At 43.5% G+C, this 14085-nt stretch carries 12 protein-coding genes; 8 read left to right on the forward strand and 4 right to left on the reverse strand.

The window, feature by feature from the left end:
• Window positions 1–58: 58 nt before the first annotated feature.
• The 3 genes from AC13DA_RS09925 to AC13DA_RS09935 all read right to left on the reverse strand — a co-directional run bounded on the left by AC13DA_RS09925 (window position 59) and on the right by AC13DA_RS09935 (window position 3381).
• On the reverse strand, window positions 59–1939 hold the full coding sequence (locus AC13DA_RS09925; RefSeq protein WP_007144881.1) for a cation:proton antiporter: 1881 nt from the start codon (window positions 1937–1939) through the stop codon (window positions 59–61).
• Between the two features lie 76 nt (window positions 1940–2015).
• On the reverse strand, window positions 2016–2861 hold the full coding sequence (locus tag AC13DA_RS09930; protein WP_284451289.1) for a flagellar protein MotY: 846 nt from the start codon (window positions 2859–2861) through the stop codon (window positions 2016–2018).
• A gap of 4 nt (window positions 2862–2865) precedes the next feature.
• Window positions 2866–3381: an adenine phosphoribosyltransferase gene (locus AC13DA_RS09935; RefSeq protein ID WP_284451288.1), complete on the reverse strand. Its 516-nt coding sequence runs from the start codon at window positions 3379–3381 to the stop codon at window positions 2866–2868.
• A 98-nt stretch (window positions 3382–3479) separates the two neighbouring features.
• On the opposite strand from AC13DA_RS09935, the gene AC13DA_RS09940 reads away from it, so the two are divergent.
• From AC13DA_RS09940 to AC13DA_RS09975, 8 genes are all read left to right on the forward strand, one after another.
• Window positions 3480–4124: an ABC-type transport auxiliary lipoprotein family protein gene (locus AC13DA_RS09940; protein ID WP_284451287.1), complete on the forward strand. Its 645-nt coding sequence runs from the start codon at window positions 3480–3482 to the stop codon at window positions 4122–4124.
• 284 nt (window positions 4125–4408) lie between these two features.
• Window positions 4409–7000 carry a DNA gyrase subunit A gene (gene gyrA / locus AC13DA_RS09945; RefSeq protein ID WP_284451286.1) on the forward strand — a complete coding sequence of 864 codons (2592 nt, stop codon included), beginning with the start codon at window positions 4409–4411 and terminating at the stop codon, window positions 6998–7000.
• 35 nt (window positions 7001–7035) lie between these two features.
• Window positions 7036–8082 carry a 3-phosphoserine/phosphohydroxythreonine transaminase gene (serC, locus tag AC13DA_RS09950; protein WP_431522807.1) on the forward strand — a complete coding sequence of 349 codons (1047 nt, stop codon included), beginning with the start codon at window positions 7036–7038 and terminating at the stop codon, window positions 8080–8082.
• A 9-nt stretch (window positions 8083–8091) separates the two neighbouring features.
• Window positions 8092–9180, forward strand: coding sequence for a prephenate dehydratase (gene pheA / locus AC13DA_RS09955; RefSeq protein ID WP_273180655.1), 1089 nt, complete (start codon window positions 8092–8094; stop codon window positions 9178–9180).
• Entirely contained in the window at window positions 9177–10136 is a 960-nt protein-coding gene (ispH, locus tag AC13DA_RS09960; RefSeq protein ID WP_007144888.1) for a 4-hydroxy-3-methylbut-2-enyl diphosphate reductase, read from the forward strand. The genes pheA and ispH overlap by 4 nt, the downstream gene beginning before the upstream one ends.
• 13 nt (window positions 10137–10149) lie before the next feature.
• Window positions 10150–11562 (forward strand): ABC transporter permease, encoded by a 1413-nt coding sequence (locus tag AC13DA_RS09965; protein WP_284451284.1) that lies wholly within the window; start codon window positions 10150–10152, stop codon window positions 11560–11562.
• The gene (locus tag AC13DA_RS09970; protein ID WP_284451283.1) at window positions 11559–13586 is read left to right on the forward strand and encodes an ABC transporter ATP-binding protein; all 2028 of its coding nucleotides are present in this window, start codon (window positions 11559–11561) and stop codon (window positions 13584–13586) included. Before AC13DA_RS09965 ends, AC13DA_RS09970 begins: the two co-directional genes overlap by 4 nt.
• Window positions 13564–13821, forward strand: coding sequence for a DUF1244 domain-containing protein (locus tag AC13DA_RS09975; protein ID WP_007144891.1), 258 nt, complete (start codon window positions 13564–13566; stop codon window positions 13819–13821). Before AC13DA_RS09970 ends, AC13DA_RS09975 begins: the two co-directional genes overlap by 23 nt.
• A 19-nt stretch (window positions 13822–13840) precedes the next feature.
• On the opposite strand, the gene AC13DA_RS09980 is transcribed toward AC13DA_RS09975, so the two are convergent.
• Entirely contained in the window at window positions 13841–14083 is a 243-nt protein-coding gene (locus AC13DA_RS09980) for an anti-sigma factor family protein (protein ID WP_007144892.1), read from the reverse strand.
• Window positions 14084–14085 lie beyond the last annotated feature (2 nt).

The following is a 14085-nucleotide window of genomic DNA, read 5'->3' on the forward strand; positions in this document are numbered from 1 at the left end:
ATCTACCTCAACCATTTATTCCTAGTTGATATATCGGCTTTGATCATGAAATCTTTTGTTATGAAGGCAAACGATTTTCATCAAGACTGCCATCGACTTCAGGTCCACTCATTTCAGCTGGGGTCAGATCGCCTTCATCTTGCACCAGAGCGACAATGGTCCAGCCCATTTCTGGTTGCAATGATTCTGCAGCGGTAAAAAAGCGCAGACGTTTGCGGGGGTTAAATGCAAACAATGGTGTGACGCGGCGACCATGTTCACGCAAGTAATCGGCAAAACTAAAGTTTTCAGTCAACTTGGTTTGTTTTATTTTGGCGCCTTTTGAAATCAGGCTGGCCATTTTGGCATAGGTAATTTCATTACCGAAGAGCACATGCGAGTCATGACTGATAGCTTTTCGCGATTTGACGATGCTGCGTTCTTTATCTTTTTCTTTATCAGTTGATAAAAAGTAAACGCGGTTACTGCCAAATTCCGATTTATAGCGCATACACGCCAGTGCATTGAGTTCGCTCTGTGGCGTTAGTGCCAGTATTTGGCCCAGTCCAATAAGATCCAGGTGACGGTCAGCATGTTCAGACACCGCATTACCATAGTAAGTATCCATGCCTTTCATACGGGCTTCTTTGACATTGCTCCAGCTACCATCGGTGAGACGGGTTCTAAAGCCATTATCGTTTAATGCCTGAGCCACCACACGGGCAACTGAATTAGCACCAACAATAAGAAAACCACTGTCATCGGGTTCGGCAACACCCAGACGTTTTGCAATAAATTTAGCGGTAGCACCTTGTACAAGAACGGTACCGATAATAATGGCAAACGATAATGGTACTAGCAGGTCGGCCTTATCATAACCAATGTCCTGTAAACGAAGAGCAAATAATGCAGTCACCGCTGCGGCAACAATACCGCGTGGCCCAATCCAACTGATCATCGCTTTTTCTTGCCATGTTAAGTCTGAACCAATCGAGCAAAGAAACACTTTCACTGGACGTACGACAAACTGAATAAATAAGAACAGGATGACCGCACCCAGACCAAGCTGGGTAAATGAGTCAAGGTTAAGGCGTGCAGCAAGTAAAATAAATAAGCCGGAAATCAGAAAGATACTCAGATCTTCTTTAAAGTCGAGGATGTTTTCAACTTGCACATTTTTCATATTGGCCAACCAGATACCGAGCACGGTAACAGTAAGCAAACCCGATTCTTCAGAAATTTCGTTCGATACGGCAAAAGTGCCAAAGACCAGTGCCAGAGCTGCCACATTGTGCAAGTATTCAGGTAATAAATGTCGGCGCAGTAACAGGCCAAAACCATATCCTGCCGTCGCACCAATTACCAAACCCACTGCAATGGTTTTAGCGAACATATAAAGGGTATGACCAACTTCTGCATGTCCTTGAAGTTGTATGGATAAAAGCACTTCGAACACCAAAACGGCAAGAATGGCACCGAGTGGATCAATAACAATACCTTCCCAACGCAACACATTCGAAATTTTGGCATTTGGCCGAACGGTTCTCAGCATGGGGACGATAACGGTAGGACCGGTTACCACCATAATGGCACCAAATAAAATGGCCAGAGCCCAGGGGAAATCCAGAAGAATATGTGTGGCAACCGCGATAGCGGACCAGGTGATGAGCACACCAAGGGTTAAAATATTACGAACAACTTTTTGTAAACCGCGTATTTCTTCAAATTTAAGTGTCAAACTTCCTTCAAACAGAATGACAGCAACGGCCAGAGACACTGTAGGAAAGAGTAAGTCACCAAATAAGCCTTCAGGGTCTAACCAGCCGGTTACCGGACCAAGAATAATACCTGCGATTAATAACAGAACAATGGCGGGTAATTTAATCCACCAGGCCAGCCACTGACATACGATGGCGATAATTCCAATAACTGACAGTGCCATGACTGCTTCTTGATTCATTCTCTTCCTTTAGCTCAATGGAGCAGTAATAAACGGTATGTAATGGTGACACTAATTAGCTTTGTCGAAAAGACTTTTACCTGACTAATTCAATTTCAGCCCGGCGATTATAGGCTCGTCCTTTCGGGGTTTTATTCGTTGCAGCAGGATCATGATCAACAAAGGAACGCAGTACGATTTTCTCTGCTGGAACTTCATATTTGCTAACAAAAAAGTCACGAATGGTTTTAGCCCGTGCTTCTGATAACGGCACATTTAAGCGTTTACGACCAAAGCTATCGGTATGACTGGTGATGATGATTTGATTCACACTGTCATCCACTTTTACATACTCAGCTACCCGTGTGAGCGCATTGATAGAGGCTTTGTCCAGATTCGCTTTTTCTGATTCAAAATAAACGGTGAGTTTTCTGATTTCATCAAAGCTATCTGGATATAGATTGCTTAAACACTGTTGAAATGCGGGTAAGGAATCATTGAACTTCACCGTGGATAACTTCACCGTGGTATCGCCATTATAAGATTGAGATTGATAACGGATGATCGGGAAACGGCCATCCTGCATTTTTGCCAGTGCTTGTTGTGCTAATACTCCGTCAAAAATAAATTCGCGTTGACCGGATATGGTCGGCAAGGTGGCTAATGTGTCGTATTGCTCTGTGTTTTGCCAGGGCGCTGCAGACATTTCTAACAGTACGGTGTCTTGTTCGGCTGAAAGGCTGTCAGTGATAAATTTTAGTTGTAATGCCTGACCATTACGACGATAAAAACCTGCCTGACCAAAGCTGGGTATGGTTTGCATGAGCGAACACTCAAGTGGTGACTCAATAACGTTCCAATTGGTATCTGTGACCGGAGCCTGAAACTCTTCGGCATAAACAGAACTGGTAAACAACAGCGAGGCAATAATCAATTTCAACATGATTTTAGTAACTTATTAGCGTGTGTATAGGGTAAGACGTTAAATTGTTACGGCCTTGTAAAAAACCAAGTTCCATAACAAAGGCACAGGCGACTACTTCGCCACCCAGATGTTCGATTAATTCGCAGCTTGCCCGAGCCGTTCCACCAGTAGCCAGCACATCGTCAATCACTAAAATTCTGTCACCGGCACTAATCGCGTCAATGTGGGCTTCTAAAGAGGCTGTCCCATATTCAAGTGCATAGTCTATACGCTGGACATCATAAGGTAATTTACCTGGCTTACGCAGTGGAATAAAGCCAACACCGAGCTCCCAGGCCGCCAGGGAACCAAAAATGAATCCTCTTGCTTCCATTCCCGCCACCGCAGTAATGGATTCTTGCTTAAACGGACGAATTAATTCTTCAATACATTCCTTAAGCAGCATCGGGTCTTGTACCAATGGCGTAATATCCTTGAATACAATGCCTGGTGAAGGGAAGTCAGGGATGTCTCTGATTTTAGCTTTCAGCTTTTGCATAATAATCTCATTGAGCGAATTGGCGATCAGCGTCTATTATATCGGCAGTAATCGTCCGCTTTTTAATGACAAACGAATTAACTACAAAAGGAACCATTTTGACTTTATATTCCCGACTGTTTTTTTCTGTTTTTATTTTATCGACATCTCTGCTGCTTAGTTCTTGTTTTAGCTGGGGCGGCGGTGAGAAAGAAGTGGATATGACACCACGTTATTATGTGTTGGACGTTGAACGGCCTGATGTGGCTGCTGACTTTCCTAGCAATCGTGTATTGCGACTTAATCCGGTACGTGTTGTCCCACATTTTAAAAGTAAAACTCTGATCTTCCGTGTTGGAGAAAATGAATATAAGGCCGTTGATCCCCATCAGTTTCTGGTGGATCCGGAAGTGATGTTTACCAATATTCTTAAACGCTGGTTACAGAAGAGCGGTCAATTCAGCAAAGTGGTCACTGATGACTCTGTGCCTGCTGATTTCACTATGGACGCTGCAGTAACGGCTTTTTATGGTGAAAAACGGCCGGCTTATTCACCTCAATCTGTTATTGAGATGCAATTTTTCATGACAGCAGCGGATAACCCTGAGAAATTATTGTTTCAAACAGGCTTACGTGTTGATGTGGATATCGAACAAGCGACACCGAGCAATGTTGTTACAGGCTGGAAACAGGGAACTGAAGAACTTCTAACGACTTTAGAGCAGGATTTAAGCGCATATTTTTCAAAAGTAGATGCTAGGTAGCATCTTGAGTTTAGCGTGCAGGATATGGGCTTTAGTGGTAGGATAACAGGTTTGGTGGTTTAGACGCAGTGGCCCTGCATTTGGGGTAAATGTCTGTTTCCGGTAGTGCCTGTGCAAGTTGCTGAAATTTGTGAAGTTATATCTGGAAATCTTTCGGCTGGTTTCGTCTTCTGAGACTGGTTGATAAACCATGTATGTAGAACTGACTACGCTACACCCTTGTTTACTGAAATTTCGTGAGCAGGCTGGTATGTAGTCTTATGCTTTATTTGGACGGTCAATAAATGAGTGAAATTGCCTTAGAACTGGATTCGATAGGTATCGAAACCGAGATGAAGCAGTCGTACCTCGATTACGCTATGAGCGTTATCGTGGGACGGGCGCTACCTGATGTTCGTGATGGTTTAAAACCTGTACATCGTCGTGTTCTGTATGCGATGAGAGAACTGGGTAATAGCTGGAACAGCCCATATAAAAAGTCTGCTCGTATCGTCGGTGATGTTATTGGTAAATATCACCCTCATGGTGATACTGCCGTATATGACACGATGGTACGTATGGCTCAGCCGTTCTCTATGCGTTATATGCTGGTTGACGGTCAGGGTAACTTTGGTTCGGTTGATGGTGATCCGCCTGCTGCGATGCGTTACACCGAAGTACGCATGGCTAAAATTGCTCATGAAATGTTGGCCGATCTTGAAAAAGAAACGGTAGATTTTGTCCCTAACTATGATGAGTCAGAATCTGAACCTGCGGTATTACCTACAAAAATCCCTGCTTTATTAGTTAATGGATCATCAGGTATTGCGGTGGGTATGGCGACCAATATTCCGCCACATAACCTTACTGAAATCCTTAATGCCTGTATCGCGATTATTGATAATCCTGATGTCACTACACATGAATTAATGGAATATGTGCCAGGACCTGATTTCCCGACATCAGGCATTATCAATGGTGCACGTGGTATTGCAGAAGCCTACCAAACAGGCCGTGGCCGTGTTCACATCCGCGCCCGCGCCGACATCGAAACGAATGAAGCCACTGGTCAGCAGAGTATTGTTGTTAAAGAACTGCCGTATCAGGTCAATAAAGCACGCTTGTTAGAAAAAATTGCCGAGCTTGTTAAAGATAAAAAAATAGAAGGTATTTCTGCCTTACGTGATGAGTCGGATAAAGACGGTATGCGTATGGTGATTGTACTGAAGCGCGGTGAAGTACCTGAAGTTGTACTGAATAATTTGTATCAGCAAACGCAGATGCAAACGGTATTTGGTATCAACATGGTGGCGATTGTTGATGGTCAGCCGCGTACGCTAAATCTGAAAGAAATTTTAGATGCCTTTATTCGCCATCGTAGAGAAGTCGTAACACGTCGTTCGATTTACGATCTAAGAAAAGCACGTGAACGTGCTCATGTATTAGAAGGTTTAGCGACAGCCTTAGCCAATATCGATGAAGTTATCGAACTGATTAAAGCTTCTCCAAACCCTGCTGAAGCGAAAGAAGCTTTAGTGTCTAAGGGGTGGGCATCAGGCATGATTCTGGAAATGCTGGGTGCGGCAGGCGCAGCGGCATCCCGTCCGGAAGACTTAGCAGATGAATTTGGCTTAGTTGATAATCTTTATTATCTGTCTCCGGTGCAGGCACAAGCTATTCTTGATATGCGTTTGCATCGTCTGACAGGTCTGGAACAAGACAAAATTCTGCAAGAGTACCGTGAAGTTCTGGATGTGATTGCTGAATTATTAGCGATTTTGAGCGACCCAGATAATTTGATGGCAGTGATTCGTGAAGAGTTAGTGGCGATTAATGCAGAATACGGTGATGAGCGTCGTACAGAAATTCTGGCAAATCATCTTGATTTAACACTGGAAGATTTGATTACCGAAGAAGAAATGGTGGTGACGTTGTCACATGCTGGCTATGCCAAAACACAGCAGCTTGATACCTATCAGGCACAAAAACGCGGTGGTAAAGGCAAAGCAGCAACAGCAATGAAAGATGAAGACTTTATCGAACATCTGTTTATTGCTAACACACACGATACACTTTTATGTTTCTCTAGCGCCGGTAAGGTCTACTGGAAAAAAGTGTATGAACTACCTCAGGGTAGCCGTGCATCGCGAGGCAAACCTATCATTAATCTATTGCCATTAGAAGAAGGTGAAAAAATTAATGCGGTATTGCCGATTCGTGAATTTGAAGCCGATAAGTTCATCTTTATGGCAACGGCCTCTGGTACGGTCAAGAAAACGCCATTAGTTGATTACTCCCGTCCTCGGGCTAACGGTATTATTGCGGTTGACCTGAAAGAAGGCGATCAGCTAATTGATGTGGCGGTTACCGATGGTCATTCTGACGTCATGTTATTCAGCAATACCGGTAAAGTTATCCGTTTTGCTGAAACAGATGTTCGCTCCATGGGACGTGTCTCGCGTGGTGTCCGCGGTATGCGCATAGCTGAAGATGAGAAAATTATTTCTCTGATTATTGCTGAAGAAGAGGGCGCTATCTTAACAGCGACAGAGTTTGGTTACGGTAAACGTACTAATCTTGCTGAATACCGTGTTCAGGGTCGTGGTGGACAAGGCATTATCTCAATTCAAACGTCGACGCGTAACGGTAACGTTGTGGGGGCGGTGCAAGTCTGTGATGAGAATCAGATTATGCTGATTACCAACGGTGGCACGCTAGTGAGAACTCCAGTTAAGGATGTTTCTTTGGTGGGTCGTAACACACAGGGTGTCAGATTAATTAACCTCAGTAATGGTGAGAAACTAGTCGGTCTTGAACGTGTTATCGAAGATGAAGACGAAGATGTCGATTTAGCGATCGACAATGCTGATGATACTGACGAAACGATAGAAGAATAAATTTGAGAGCGTATAACTTTAGTGCTGGTCCTGCGATGTTGCCTGATGCTGTCATGCAAAAAGCACAGCAGGAAATGCTTGATTGGAATGGGACCGGTATGTCGGTGATGGAAATGAGCCATCGCGGACCGGAATATACAAAAATCGCTGAAAAAGCAGAAGCCGATCTGCGTGAATTAATGGGTATTTCTGATGATTATGCCGTGCTGTTTTTACAAGGCGGTGCATCACTTCAATTCCCTATGATTCCGATGAATTTGCTCCGCGGCAAAAAAACGGCTGATTATCTCAATACCGGCGCCTGGTCTACAAAAGCCATAGCGGAAGCTAAACAATTTTGTCAGGTGAATATTGTTACAGACTCTACGGCAAACCATTTCACTACGATTGCTGACCCTGAACAATGGTCATTATCAAACGATGCTGCTTATGTGCATTACACGCCCAATGAAACCATTCATGGCCTTGAGTTTGCTGACATCCCGGATGTAGGTGATATTCCACTTGTAGCCGATTTATCCTCGACGATTTTGTCTCGTCCGATTGATGTATCTAAATTCGGCATGATTTACGCCGGTGCTCAGAAAAATATCGGTCCTGCAGGCTTATGTATCGTCATTATCCGTAAGGACTTACTAGGTGATGTATTGCCGGGTACACCGACCATGCTGAACTATAAAACCCATGCCGATAATGGATCGATGTTTAATACACCTGCCACCTATAGTTGGTATCTGGCTGGCTTGGTCTTTGACTGGCTAAAACAACAAGGTGGGTTAGAGGCCATGGCAGAGTTAAATCAACGCAAAGCAGCCAAGCTTTATGCCGCCATTGATGGCAGTGATTTTTATAGTAATCCGGTTGATATTCGTTATCGTTCTTGGATGAATGTACCGTTTACGCTGGCTGATGATAAGTTTGATAAACAATTCCTTCAGCAAGCCGCTGAACAGAATTTATTAACACTCAAAGGCCATCGTGATTTAGGTGGCATGCGAGCCAGCATTTATAATGCGATGCCAGAAGATGGTGTTGATGCACTTATCAATTTTATGAATGAGTTTGAGCGTAAAAACGGGTAACTGCTGCCAATGAATGAAAAAGAAGCCTTAGCCAATATTCGTCAAAAAATTGATGATATCGATTTAAAAATTCAACAACTGTTGAATGACAGGGCCGCGATGGCGCAAGAAGTGGCTCGAATAAAAATGGATAGTGGTGAGCAGGCTGACTTTTATCGTCCTGAGCGTGAAGCGATGGTGCTCAGAACAGTGATGGAGCGAAATCAAGGGCCTCTGGCATCTGCAGAAGTGGCACGATTATTTCGTGAAATTATGTCCGCCTGTCTGGCTGCAGAAAAACCTTTGCAGGTTGCGTATCTCGGTCCGGAAGGCTCTTTTACTCAAGCGGCAGCACAAAAGCAGTTTGGTGGTAGTGTTGAGCTACATCCGATGACTACGATTGCTGATGTTTTCCATGCCGTTGAGACATCACATGCTTGTTACGGTGTTGTTCCTGTAGAAAACTCAACGGAAGGTATGGTTTCGCATACCTTAGATCGGTTTATCTCGTCGCCTTTGAAAATTAATGGTGAGGTGACCCTTCGTATTCATCATTATTTGTTAAGTAAAGAGAAAAACCTGGAAGATATCAGCAAAGTCTATGCACATCCACAAGCCATAGCGCAGTGCCGACAATGGTTGATGGAACAGCTTCCGCAAGCGGAATTGGTTCCGCTTAACAGTAATTCCGAAGCCGCTAAACGTGTCGCAGCAGAACCTCAAAACAGTGCAGCCATTGCGGCCAATCGGGCAGCTGATATTTATGGCTTATCCATCTTAGCCAGAAATATTGAAGATGAAGTGGATAACACTACGCGCTTTTTAGTGATTGGCACACAGAATGTTGGCCCATCTGGTGTGGACAAAACTGCGTTATTGGTTGCAACAAAAAACAAACCTGGTGCTTTACAAACCTTGTTAAAACCGCTGGCTGATAACAGTATCAGTATGACCAGAATTGAGTCCAGACCATCCAGAAAGGGGATTTGGGAATATGTGTTTTTTATCGATATTGAAGGGCACATTGACGAACCGGCTGTAGCATCTGCACTCTCTCTATTAGAAAACGAATCTTCTATGTTTCGTATATTAGGTTCTTATCCAAAGGCAGTTTTATGAGTAAAGAACTCATTTTGGCGAATCCACGAGGTTTTTGTGCGGGTGTTGATCGTGCAATCGATATTGTTGAACGTGCACTGGAATTGTTTGGTGCGCCCGTTTATGTACGCCATGAGGTAGTTCACAATCGCTTTGTTGTTGACGGACTACGAGATAAAGGCGCTATTTTCGTTGAAGAAGTAGACGAAGTACCTGATGGAAATACGCTGATTTTCAGTGCACATGGTGTATCTAAAAAAGTTCAGAGTGAAGGCCGCAAAAGGGACTTAAAAGTATTCGATGCCACTTGTCCATTGGTGACTAAAGTACATATGGAAGTCTCTCGCTATGAGAAACAGAATATGGAATGTATTCTGATTGGGCATGCCGGACATCCAGAAGTCGAAGGCACAATGGGGCAATATACTTCGACAGAAGGTGGAATGTATTTAGTCGAATCTCCAGAAGATGTCGCTAAACTCAAAGTGAAAAATCCACAGCGATTGGCCTTTGTTACCCAAACAACCCTTTCTGTTGATGACACATCCGTGGTAATTGATGCATTACGTGAGCATTTTCCCGACATTATTGGCCCAAGCAAAGATGATATTTGTTATGCCACGCAAAACAGACAGGATGCTGTAAAAAAACTGGCGAATGAATGTGACCTGGTATTAGTAGTAGGCTCCGTGAATAGTTCTAACTCCAATCGCTTGCGTGAATTATCAGAGAAATTGGGGACGCCAGCATATTTAATAGACAATGCAGAGCAAATAGATCCACAATGGCTTGAAAACAAAAATCGAATTGGTCTGACTGCTGGTGCTTCAGCACCAGAGATATTAGTCAATCAAGTCGTTGAAAAACTACGTGACTTAGGTGTTGATTCGTCATACGAAGATGACGGTTTAAAAGAGAACATTGAGTTCTCATTACCCAGAGAACTAAAGATTGATACATCAAGTCTGAAAAAATAAAACAAGGCTGACCATGTCGTTTTTGCCCGTATTTCTTTGGACAGACATTTTAATCTTCTTGCTCCTCACAATAATTGTGGCAGCAGTCATCTATATAAGAAGACGTCCTCATCTGTCTGCGCCTTGGAAATCAGTAATAATGCGAAAACGGGGTATGATCTCCGTGATGATTCTGTCCTGCTACGTGGTTATCGGACTACTGGATTCTTTGCATTATCGCCCCGCCATGGAATCTACAGAACCTTCACAACAAACATACTATTCCTCAGAAGTGTTGAGTGTATTTGATTGGTTGGTTTTACCACTTAAACAGCAAATGGAAAAAACCTATTCCGCGCCGTTTTCAGATCGACTGTTTGTTAAAGAAATACAGACAATGAATGACGGCTCGATTAAATATGATTACCCAAAACTGAAATACGGCGCAGCACATCTTGCTCAAGCAGGGGATAAAAAAGCAGATATTTACCAAACGGTTTTAAAAGCCAGTCTGCTGAGCTTGTTGTTACTGTTTCTGATGTATATTTGTCATGTGGCTGTTGCCTCGCGGGCTAAGCCGAATCAGTTCCTTCGCCAGTTTAAACGTATCTTTCTTAATCAATCTCACTATCCACTCTATACTTTCTATTTCACTGCTTTTTGTCTTCTTTTTGTTGTCCTTAATCTCGCTTTCCTCAGTCAAAATTATCACGTATTCGGCACCGATAAGGTGGGGCAGGATGTGTTATATCAATCCCTGAAAAGTGTTCGCACAGGTTTAGTGATTGGTACCTTAACCACCCTGGTTATGCTGCCGATGGCGATTATGTTGGGTATTGCGGCAGGTTATTTTAGAGGCTGGATAGACGATGTCATTCAGTATATCTATACAACCTTAAATTCGATTCCGGGTGTATTGTTGATTGCCGCAGCCGTTTTAATTTTGCAGGTTTACATGAATAATCATCCTGAGAATTTTAAAACGATTGCTGAGCGTGCAGATATCAGGCTTTTATTTTTATGTATTATTTTGGGGATGACCAGTTGGACCGGGTTATGTCGAATCCTGAGGGCTGAAACCCTGAAGTTACGGGAAGCGGAATATGTGATGGCTTCACGTGCGTTGGGTGCAGGCAGTTTCAGTATTTTACATAAACATATTTTGCCTAATCTGATGCATTTGGTACTTATTGCGGTTGTACTCGACTTTAGTGGTTTGGTTCTGGCCGAAGCTGTGTTGTCCTATGTCGGTGTTGGTGTGGATCCTTCGATGATTAGCTGGGGCAATATGATTAATAGTGCACGGCTTGAAATGGCACGGGAACCCGTGGTTTGGTGGTCTTTAACTGCTGCGTTCATTTCTATGTTTGTGCTGGTTCTGGCAGCTAATTTATTCGCTGATGTTGTTCGTGATGCCTTCGATCCCAGAATGCAGGAGGCAAGATGAGCACGCTATTGGAAGTGAAAGGTTTAAGAACCTGGTTTGGTGATAATAGCGAGCCCTACCGAGCGGTAGATGGCATCGAATTCTGTATTGAAAAAGGCCAGACCTTTGCCTTACTAGGTGAGTCTGGTTGTGGAAAATCGATGACAGCCTTATCACTTTTAAGGCTGAACCCATACCCAGCAAGTCATATTGTTTCAGGCGAAGTCAGGTTAGCCGGAGAGGAAATTCTGTCTTTATCTGAAGCAGAAATGGAAAAAATTCGTGGCCGTCGGGTTGCTATGATATTTCAGGAACCACAGAGTTCATTGAATCCGGTGCTGACAGTGGGACAACAGATTGCCGAGGTGTTTCAATGGCACTTCAAGCTGGATAAAAAAGCGATCTATACGCGAACACTCGAATTACTTCACGCAGTCGGTATTCCTGATCCTACTGAACGAATAAATGCCTATCCCCATCAACTATCAGGCGGTATGAAACAACGCGTGATGATTGCCATGGCCTTGGCAGGCGAACCTGAATTACTGATTGCTGATGAGCCGACTACCGCCTTGGATGTCACCATTCAGGCGCAAATTCTCGACTTGTTAAAAGAGATTCAACAAAAGACGGGAATGGCTATTTTATTAATCACCCATGATCTGGGGGTTGTTGCACAAATGGCGGATCATGTCGCAGTAATGTATGCCGGACAGATTGTTGAGTCGGCCAGCCGAGAGCAATTTTTTAATAATACCCAACATCCGTATACACAGAAACTGTTTGAGGCCTTACCTTCTGAACAGAAACGTCAAGAAAAGCTGACAGTTATCAAAGGCAGTGTTCCACCATTGAACCGACAGTTTAAAGCTTGTCGCTTTGCTGAGCGTTGTGATTTAGCCTGGCAGCATTGTGAAGACGCTGAACCTCGCTGGATTAACAATAACGATCACGGTGTACGTTGTCATTTGTATGATCCAGATATTGACGCTGAGCATATTCAATCTCAAAAGCAGGTATTCAGCTCGCGATTATCTGAAGTTGTTCCAGCGAAAAATGCTATTTTGCAGGTCAGTCAATTAAAAGTGCACTTTCCTATCAAAAAAGGGCTTTTTCAACGCACGATAGGATCGGTTAAGGCTGTTGATGATATTACTTTGGAGCTGCGTTCAGCTGAGACACTTGCTCTGGTGGGCGAATCAGGCTGCGGTAAAACAACGGTGGGTAAAGGGATTTTACAGCTTGTCCCAGTGACTTCAGGTAACGTTATTTTTCAGGGACAAAAACTGAATCGCTTATCGAATCGCGCTTTACGTTCAGTTCGTGCATCCATGCAAATTATTTTTCAGGATCCCTTTGCTTCGATGAATCCGCGAATGACTATTAGTCATGTCATTAGAGAAGGGATGCTGACTTCGAAGATGAAAGATTCAGCCACCCAAGAGGCAAAAGTGGATGAATTATTAGCGCGGGTAGGTTTACGAGCAGATATAAAACACCGCTATCCACACGAATTTTCCGGTGGACAACGCCAGCGTATTTGTATTGCCCGGGCATTGGCTGCTGAGCCTGATTTAATTATTTGTGATGAACCCACCAGTGCCCTAGATGTATCTGTACAGGCGCAGATTTTAAATTTACTGCGTGATATTCAACATGAGTTCGGCCTATCTTTCTTATTTATCACTCACAATATTAGTGTGGTCGACTATTTAGCTCATCGTGTTGCGGTTATGTACTTGGGGCGAATTGTTGAGCAGGGTACTCGTGAGGAAGTGTTAAATAGCCCAAAACATCCCTACACCCAAGCATTGCTTGCCGCAGTACCTAAAATTGCGGCAGACACTCATCTGAGTAAACAAAAACTGGAAGGTGAACTTCCTTCACCAGCCAATCCACCAAAAGGCTGCCACTTTCATCAACGCTGTCCACATATGATGCCCGTGTGTTTAGAGCAATACCCTGACACGACATTACTGAGTCCAACACATAATGTGAAATGTTTTTTATTTGAGGAAAATTATGGATCAACAAACACAAACTGAACTGGAAGCAGCCGCATTCAGACGTTTACTTGAACATTTACGAGAAAATACTGATGTTCAGAATATTGATTTAATGAATTTGGCAGGCTTCTGTCGTAACTGTTTATCAAAATGGTATTTAGCTGCAGCTGAAGAAAAACAAATCGAAATGGATTACGAGCAAGCACGTGAGTATGTCTATGGAATGCCTTACAGTGAATGGAAGGACAAGTATCAGACAGGTCCAAAACAGTAAGGATTTAAACCCTGTGAGCTCATCTCGATTCTGAATCAGACAGAGCTCGCAGCTTTTCTGCTAATGCTTTTGTATCCGTTTGATGTTCTTCTGTCGGATGAATAGTGGCAATGGTATTAATCGTCTGACGAATCTGCTGTAAATAATTACGGCAGCAGCTACAGATAACCAAATGTAAAAACAAACCGATACGTTTTCTCAAAGGCAGATCTCCTTCAAGATAGTTGCTGGCTTCTTCTGCTACATCTTTACATTGAAACATCT

The sequence above is a fragment of the Methylophaga sp. F-2 genome, assembly GCF_056859315.1.

What these genes read in the sequence shown, in the direction of transcription:
- AC13DA_RS09925 (WP_007144881.1), bottom strand. Translation starts at nt 1,939, where the DNA reads ATGAATCAAGAAGCAGTCATGGCACTGTCAGTTATTGGAATTATCGCC.
- AC13DA_RS09930 (WP_284451289.1), bottom strand. Translation starts at nt 2,861, where the DNA reads ATGTTGAAATTGATTATTGCCTCGCTGTTGTTTACCAGTTCTGTTTAT.
- AC13DA_RS09935 (WP_284451288.1), bottom strand. Translation starts at nt 3,381, where the DNA reads ATGCAAAAGCTGAAAGCTAAAATCAGAGACATCCCTGACTTCCCTTCA.
- gyrA (WP_284451286.1), top strand. Translation starts at nt 4,409, where the DNA reads ATGAGTGAAATTGCCTTAGAACTGGATTCGATAGGTATCGAAACCGAG.
- serC (WP_431522807.1), top strand. Translation starts at nt 7,036, where the DNA reads ATGTTGCCTGATGCTGTCATGCAAAAAGCACAGCAGGAAATGCTTGAT.
- pheA (WP_273180655.1), top strand. Translation starts at nt 8,092, where the DNA reads ATGAATGAAAAAGAAGCCTTAGCCAATATTCGTCAAAAAATTGATGAT.
- ispH (WP_007144888.1), top strand. Translation starts at nt 9,177, where the DNA reads ATGAGTAAAGAACTCATTTTGGCGAATCCACGAGGTTTTTGTGCGGGT.
- AC13DA_RS09965 (WP_284451284.1), top strand. Translation starts at nt 10,150, where the DNA reads ATGTCGTTTTTGCCCGTATTTCTTTGGACAGACATTTTAATCTTCTTG.
- AC13DA_RS09970 (WP_284451283.1), top strand. Translation starts at nt 11,559, where the DNA reads ATGAGCACGCTATTGGAAGTGAAAGGTTTAAGAACCTGGTTTGGTGAT.
- AC13DA_RS09975 (WP_007144891.1), top strand. Translation starts at nt 13,564, where the DNA reads ATGGATCAACAAACACAAACTGAACTGGAAGCAGCCGCATTCAGACGT.
- AC13DA_RS09980 (WP_007144892.1), bottom strand. Translation starts at nt 14,083, where the DNA reads ATGTTTCAATGTAAAGATGTAGCAGAAGAAGCCAGCAACTATCTTGAA.